The sequence below is a fragment of the Enterococcus spodopteracolus genome, assembly GCF_030441955.1.
In the GTDB taxonomy this organism is placed as follows: domain Bacteria; phylum Bacillota; class Bacilli; order Lactobacillales; family Enterococcaceae; genus Enterococcus_B; species Enterococcus_B spodopteracolus.
In genome coordinates this window covers 1-5,793 of the sequence record NZ_JARJHD010000030.1, presented here as the reverse complement: position 1 = coordinate 5,793, position 5,793 = coordinate 1, and the positions used below count along the sequence as shown (strand labels likewise).

Sequence of the window (5,793 nt, the reverse complement as noted above, 5' to 3'; positions counted from 1 at the left end):
GAAGGAACAAAGTATAAAGGTTATCTGGTATTAGTATGTTCTATCGGTCTTTTAGCAGCATGCAGTTCAGAGACCAAAGATACAAGTGAATCAGATATGCCAAAAGTAAAAAGTGAACGAAAAATAACCGTGGATGGAAAGGAAGGAACGGAAAAAATTTTGGATGATGGATCAGTTGTTCAAATGTTTGAGGAAGAAGTGTCGGAAAAAGAAGAGGAATGAGCTTTGGATAGAATTATATAAGCGCTTTTCTAATGACTGATCTGAATGAAGGAGTAAGTACATGAAGCCTAAAAAAATAAAAAAATTCAACCGAAAATGGTATTATTTAGTAGCAGTCATCACTGTTTTACTAGTAGTTGGTGCAATCAGTATAGTTGTTTCTAGTGGGAAAACAAAAGAAGAAAATGCAGGAACAAATATTGAAGCACGGTCTGTCAAATCCCTCATTGATGAGGTGAAAGCGGCGAATTTGATTTTAGCAGGAAAAGTCATGCCAAATAATAGCAACAAAATCAAAATTGATCCAGAACGAGGAACAGTAAAAGATATTCTGGTAAATGAAGGAGATGTCGTAGAAAAAGGGCAACCTTTGTTTACATACCAAACGGATCAACAGAGAAAAGTTGTGGAAGCTGAAATGGACGTAGAAATCAAAGTGAGAGCAGTAGAACAAGCACGAGTGACTGCAAATCAAAAATGGACAGCACATAACCAAAAAGTAGCAGAGCTTGGCAAAACAAAACAGGATTATGCGAAAGAAAAATCCGAAGAGTTACAAAGTACGATCAAAGCATTAGAAGGAGAAATTACCGGTCTCCATGCCGACGCTATTGCTGGCGACAATGAAGTGAAGAATGCCGAAACAGAGTTAAGAAGGGCACAGTTACTTCATCAAAACGAAAAAGAACGACTGAATGAAGACACAGTGACAGCTGATCACTCAGGAAGAATCAAATCATTGAATCGTGACTTAGTCAATCAATCAAAAGAACGTCAAAAAGAAGAAAACTTTATGGAGATCCTTGATGATTCGAACTTGTACGTGGATGGTCAAGTCACCGAATTTGATCGTGAAAAAGTCGCTGTCGATCAGCGAGTAGAGATCATGGATCGTAAAGACCAAGAGAACACTTGGCAAGGAACCATTGTGCAGGTGGCAAATTTAACAAGTGATGCAAAACAAGACGATCAAAAAGAAGAGAACCCTAATTTATCTAAGTTTCCTTACAAAGTTAAGATTGATCCAAAAGAAGAAATGCCACTGATTGGTTCCAATGTGTATGTCAATGTTTTACCTCAAGGTTTTGTGCCAGGAAAAGTGATCATCAATCAAAGATACCTCATGGAAAAAGATGAAAAATATTATGTATGGAAAGTCGAAAATAATCGGATCAAAGAGCATGAAGTCAAGGTGAATCTGATGGATGATGAACTTGCAGAGATAGTTGAAGGATTGACTGTTGAAGATCAACTTGCTTTGCCTCAAACAGGAATGGTCGAGGGAATGGAGGTTGGTGCAAGTGTTGACGCTTAACAACATTCAGAAGTCATATTGGCAAGGCGGGAAAGAACTAAAAGTCCTTAAAGATATCTCTTTGCAAATCAATGAAGGAGAACTGGTCGCAATCATGGGGCCATCGGGGTCAGGAAAGTCGACGTTGATGAATATCATTGGTTGTCTGGATACAGCTACATCAGGGGATTATATCGTTGAAGGAACGGATGTCAAAACGTTAGCGGACAATTCATTAGCTGATTTCCGTAATGCAAAAATCGGCTTTGTTTTCCAGAATTTCAATCTCATGCCAAAATTAACCGTTTCGCAAAATGTGGAAATGTCATTAACGTATAAAAAAGTCAATAAAAAAGAGCGGCGTAAGCGTGCCTTGGATATGTTGCAACTCGTAGGGTTAGAGGATCGAAGTGACTTCAAACCAATGGAATTATCAGGAGGACAAAAGCAACGTGTCGCAATTGCGAGAGCTTTAGTGACTAACCCTAGTTTTGTTTTAGGGGATGAGCCGACAGGGGCACTTGATACAAAAACCAGTAGCCAAATCATGGACCTTTTTAAGGAATTCCACCAAGCAGGAAAAACAATTATTCTAATTACCCATGAGCCAGAAATTGCAGCGTTATGTCAGCGCACGATCACTTTACGAGATGGTCAAATAATCAGTGATGAACAAAATGAAGTGAGGTGATCAAGAATGGAAGAAATCAGATTTGCCTTACAATCGATTTTTGCTCATAAGATGCGTTCAGTGTTGACTATGTTAGGTGTCATTATTGGGATTGCTGCCATTATTTCGATTTTCAGCATCATCGGTGGAAACACCGAAAAAATGAAACGAGAAATGATTGGTGGTAACAATAATACGATGAACATCCAATACGATAAAAAAAGTTCATTCCAAAGTGGAAACCTATTAGGGGGAGGCCTATCAGAAAAGGAAGAAAAAAAACCGTTATACCTTCCGTTTTTACGTGAAGATGTATTAAATAAAATTAATGAGATACCAGAGGTCTTAGCAAGTGGCTTGTCATATCAAAAAGATGGGAAAATCTATAGGAAAGCAAAAGGGGCTGACGCCAAAGTTTCTGCTGTCACTTCTTCTGTTGAGGATTTGGAGCAATTAAACTTCATCAAAGGGGAAGGTTTTGCTTCTCAAGCCTTCAAGGAGCAACAACAAGCCATTTTTCTGCAAGATTCCTTGTATGACGAATTATTTCCCAATGAACAAGGGATCGGACAGTTTGTCGAAATGAATGGGGTGCCATTTAAAGTTCAAGGGGTATTTAAGCTAGATCCAAATAGTAATAATCTATTTAGCTCTGAGAAAAGAGCTTATGTTCCTTTGCAGCAAGCACATAAACTATCTGATGAATTAGATATTGTGCCCCTTGTCACGATCCAAACAAATAATACCGATCAATTACAAGGCGCTGCAGAAAAAGCAGCAGAGATTCTTAATCAACAGATTCCACCATCCGATTATGAATATGGGGTAATGAATCTTGGCGAATTTGCTAGAGAATTGGAACGGATGAACCAATCGAGTTTTATTCTTTTAGCAGGTATAGCAAGTATCTCGTTATTAGTGGGGGGAATCGGTGTGATGAATATCATGTTGGTCTCTGTCACGGAAAGAACGAAAGAAATCGGGATAAAGAAAGCACTCGGTGCAAGAAGAAAAGTAATTTTAAAACAATTTTTAGTAGAAGCAGTCGTCTTGACTTTGATTGGTGGGATACTGGGGATACTTATAGGCTTACTAAGTGGCTATATCATCACCCAGTCGCTTGATTTTCCTTATATCGTGTCCACACTATCTATTATCGTTAGCTTAGTTTTTTGTTCCCTAATGGGTGTGATATTTGGCTTATTACCAGCGATGAAAGCATCCAAATTAAACCCTATTGAGGCACTACGCTTTGAATAAGGAGAGAGTGATATGGAAAGAATTTTAGTGGTTGAAGATGAATATATGATCAATCAAATCGTGACGGAATTTTTAAAAGAACGCAAGTATGAAGTTTATTCAGTAAGAAGTGGCGAACAGGCATTGGAAGCTTTTGCGGAGCTAAGTTTTGATTTGATCCTATTGGACATTATGTTGCCTGGAATAAGGGGGACGGATGTTTTAAAGAAAATTCGGGAAACGTCGGATGTACCGATCATCATGTTGACTGCTTTGGATGATGAATATACGCAGTTGCTCAGTTTTTCCCATTTGATCAGTGACTATGTCGTCAAACCTTTTTCCCCACTTATTTTGATCAAACGGATCGAAAATGTGTTTCGGATGAATCAAGGAAATCCCCACATCACTATTGGCGAGTACGCCATCGATCTTGATGGTGGTCTTGTCAAATACCAAGAGGAAGAAATCCATTTAACAAGAAAAGAGTATGATATTTTAGTGATTCTCATAAGAAACAAAGGGAAAATCATCACGCGAGAACAATTAGTATATCAAGCTTGGTCGTATGAATATCAGTTGGAAAGTCGAATATTAGATAATCATCTAAAAAATATCCGAAAGAAGATGCCACTTTTATCAATAAAAACAATCAAAAATAGAGGCTACCAGCTTGAGGACACCCCATGAGCATTATGCTGAAAAATTTTCTGTTTTCTGGGGTCATCATTTTTCTAGTTTCGATTCTTTCGTTGATTGTCTTATATTTTACGATGCCTATCTACTATGAACGAATGAAGCTGAACGAAATAAACAAGGAATTCAATCAAGTGGCAAAGAGTATAGAAAACAAAGATTTAGCTACCATGCAAAAGGTGGTTGATCAATACTGGCTTGAAAGTGGAAGAGAACAAAATCTTGATGTCATATTGCTTAATAACAATGGTCTAGTCATGGGTCCCTTCTTTGATGAGAATCTTGATTATTTAGAAATAAGCATTTTTTCTGATGAAATGAGCCTTTATCAAGAAATTACTGACAAAGAAGGTAACACTTATTATCTAGTTGGTAATTATTCGATGCAACCAGTCGCAGAAGCAAGTCAAGTGTTACTTCATTTATATCCATTTATCATCATCGTCTCACTAATCATTGGGGGGATCGGCGCTTACTATTATAGTATTTATTCGACAAAAAAAATCAAAGAGATATCCAAAGTAACAGAAAAAATGATCGAATTAGATGCGGATATTCGTTGTGATGTCAAAGGTACGGATGAAATCTCACTTTTAGCGCAAGATATCAACCATCTCTATGTTTCTTTGATCCAAACAATTGACGTGTTAGAGCTTGAAGTAGCTAAAACGAAAGAATTGGAACAAGCAAAGTCAGAGTTTATGCAAATCGCTTCTCATGAATTGAAAACACCTGTTGCTTCATTGATGGGGTTGATTGATGGCATGATCTATAATGTTGGAAAATTTAAAGACAGAGAGCGATATTTAGAAGTTTGTAAAAATATTTTGCAAGAACAAACAGAAATGATCAATAATATCCTCTTTGCCTCAAGAAACAATTTGCCTTCAGATAATGTGGTCTATGAAGAAGTCTCAATCAAAGAAATGATCGAACATAAATTAACTTCTTTCCGAATATTGGCTGAAGCAGAACAGAAAAAACTAGTCGTCCATCTAAAAGGAGAGAAAATCATCGGTAATAAAAATGATATTGATAAAATTTTAGATAATCTACTAAGTAATGCCTTCAAATATACGAAGCATGAGGGAGAAATCAGTCTGTTTTTTGATGGTAAACAATTAGTGATTGAAAATGAAGTGAATCAGATACTTACGGAGGAGGAATTAAGTAAGATTTTCCAACCTTTTTATCGACCGGATTTTAGCAGAAGTCGAGATACTGGAGGTTCTGGTTTAGGATTGTTTATCGTACAACAACTTTTTGAAAAATATGGCTGGGAGTATTCATTCAAGTCAACTGCTAATTCCAGGATGTGCTTTTCTGTCATTTTTAGTGGAAGACGCCTAAATTGATCGATGGTATCGTTAAAGGCTAAATGGTCAATTATCATAAAATTAATTTGATATTTTTGTGGTGGTAGCGAAGCTAATAGCCAAATTGCACAACTGCTATTTGCCAGGGACTTTGATTTTTTATTTTTACACACTCAACTGGAATGTACAAAACCACACCATACCACTAAATAGTAAGAACAAAATGATCAAAAAACTCACAACGTACTAGAAACTCTTGTAGAAAATTTAGTCCCTGGTAAGTAGCAGTTGTGCAATCAGGTTGTGATAGATTAAAGAAGTCAGGACTACGTTCGCGCAGTCCTGACTTCTTTTTG

The 5,793-nt window shown here is 37.1% G+C and carries 6 protein-coding genes; all 6 read left to right on the top strand.

What is annotated here, in order from left to right:
* Positions 1–222 (top strand): hypothetical protein (locus tag P3R27_RS14110; protein WP_318036150.1); only part of this gene is annotated, 222 nt, incomplete at its 5' end.
* A gap of 61 nt (positions 223–283) precedes the next feature.
* Positions 284–1,537, top strand: a complete 1,254-nt coding sequence (locus tag P3R27_RS14105) for an efflux RND transporter periplasmic adaptor subunit (RefSeq protein WP_034690874.1) — start codon at positions 284–286, stop codon at positions 1,535–1,537.
* Positions 1,524–2,207, top strand: coding sequence for an ABC transporter ATP-binding protein (locus P3R27_RS14100; protein ID WP_301357429.1), 684 nt, complete (start codon positions 1,524–1,526; stop codon positions 2,205–2,207). The genes P3R27_RS14105 and P3R27_RS14100 overlap by 14 nt, the downstream gene beginning before the upstream one ends.
* 6 nt (positions 2,208–2,213) lie before the next feature.
* Entirely contained in the window at positions 2,214–3,446 is a 1,233-nt protein-coding gene (locus P3R27_RS14095) for an ABC transporter permease (protein ID WP_034690878.1), read from the top strand.
* Positions 3,447–3,458: 12 nt separating this feature from the next.
* Positions 3,459–4,115, top strand: a complete 657-nt coding sequence (locus tag P3R27_RS14090; protein ID WP_301357431.1) for a response regulator transcription factor — start codon at positions 3,459–3,461, stop codon at positions 4,113–4,115.
* On the top strand, positions 4,112–5,476 hold the full coding sequence (locus P3R27_RS14085) for a sensor histidine kinase (protein ID WP_034690880.1): 1,365 nt from the start codon (positions 4,112–4,114) through the stop codon (positions 5,474–5,476). Before P3R27_RS14090 ends, P3R27_RS14085 begins: the two co-directional genes overlap by 4 nt.
* The last annotated feature ends 317 nt before the right edge of the window (positions 5,477–5,793 follow it).

Excerpts from the sequence above, each read along its gene's own strand:
- P3R27_RS14105 (WP_034690874.1), top strand. The coding sequence starts at position 284 with ATGAAGCCTAAAAAAATAAAAAAATTCAACCGAAAATGGTATTATTTA.
- P3R27_RS14095 (WP_034690878.1), top strand. The coding sequence starts at position 2,214 with ATGGAAGAAATCAGATTTGCCTTACAATCGATTTTTGCTCATAAGATG.
- P3R27_RS14090 (WP_301357431.1), top strand. The coding sequence starts at position 3,459 with ATGGAAAGAATTTTAGTGGTTGAAGATGAATATATGATCAATCAAATC.
- P3R27_RS14085 (WP_034690880.1), top strand. The coding sequence starts at position 4,112 with ATGAGCATTATGCTGAAAAATTTTCTGTTTTCTGGGGTCATCATTTTT.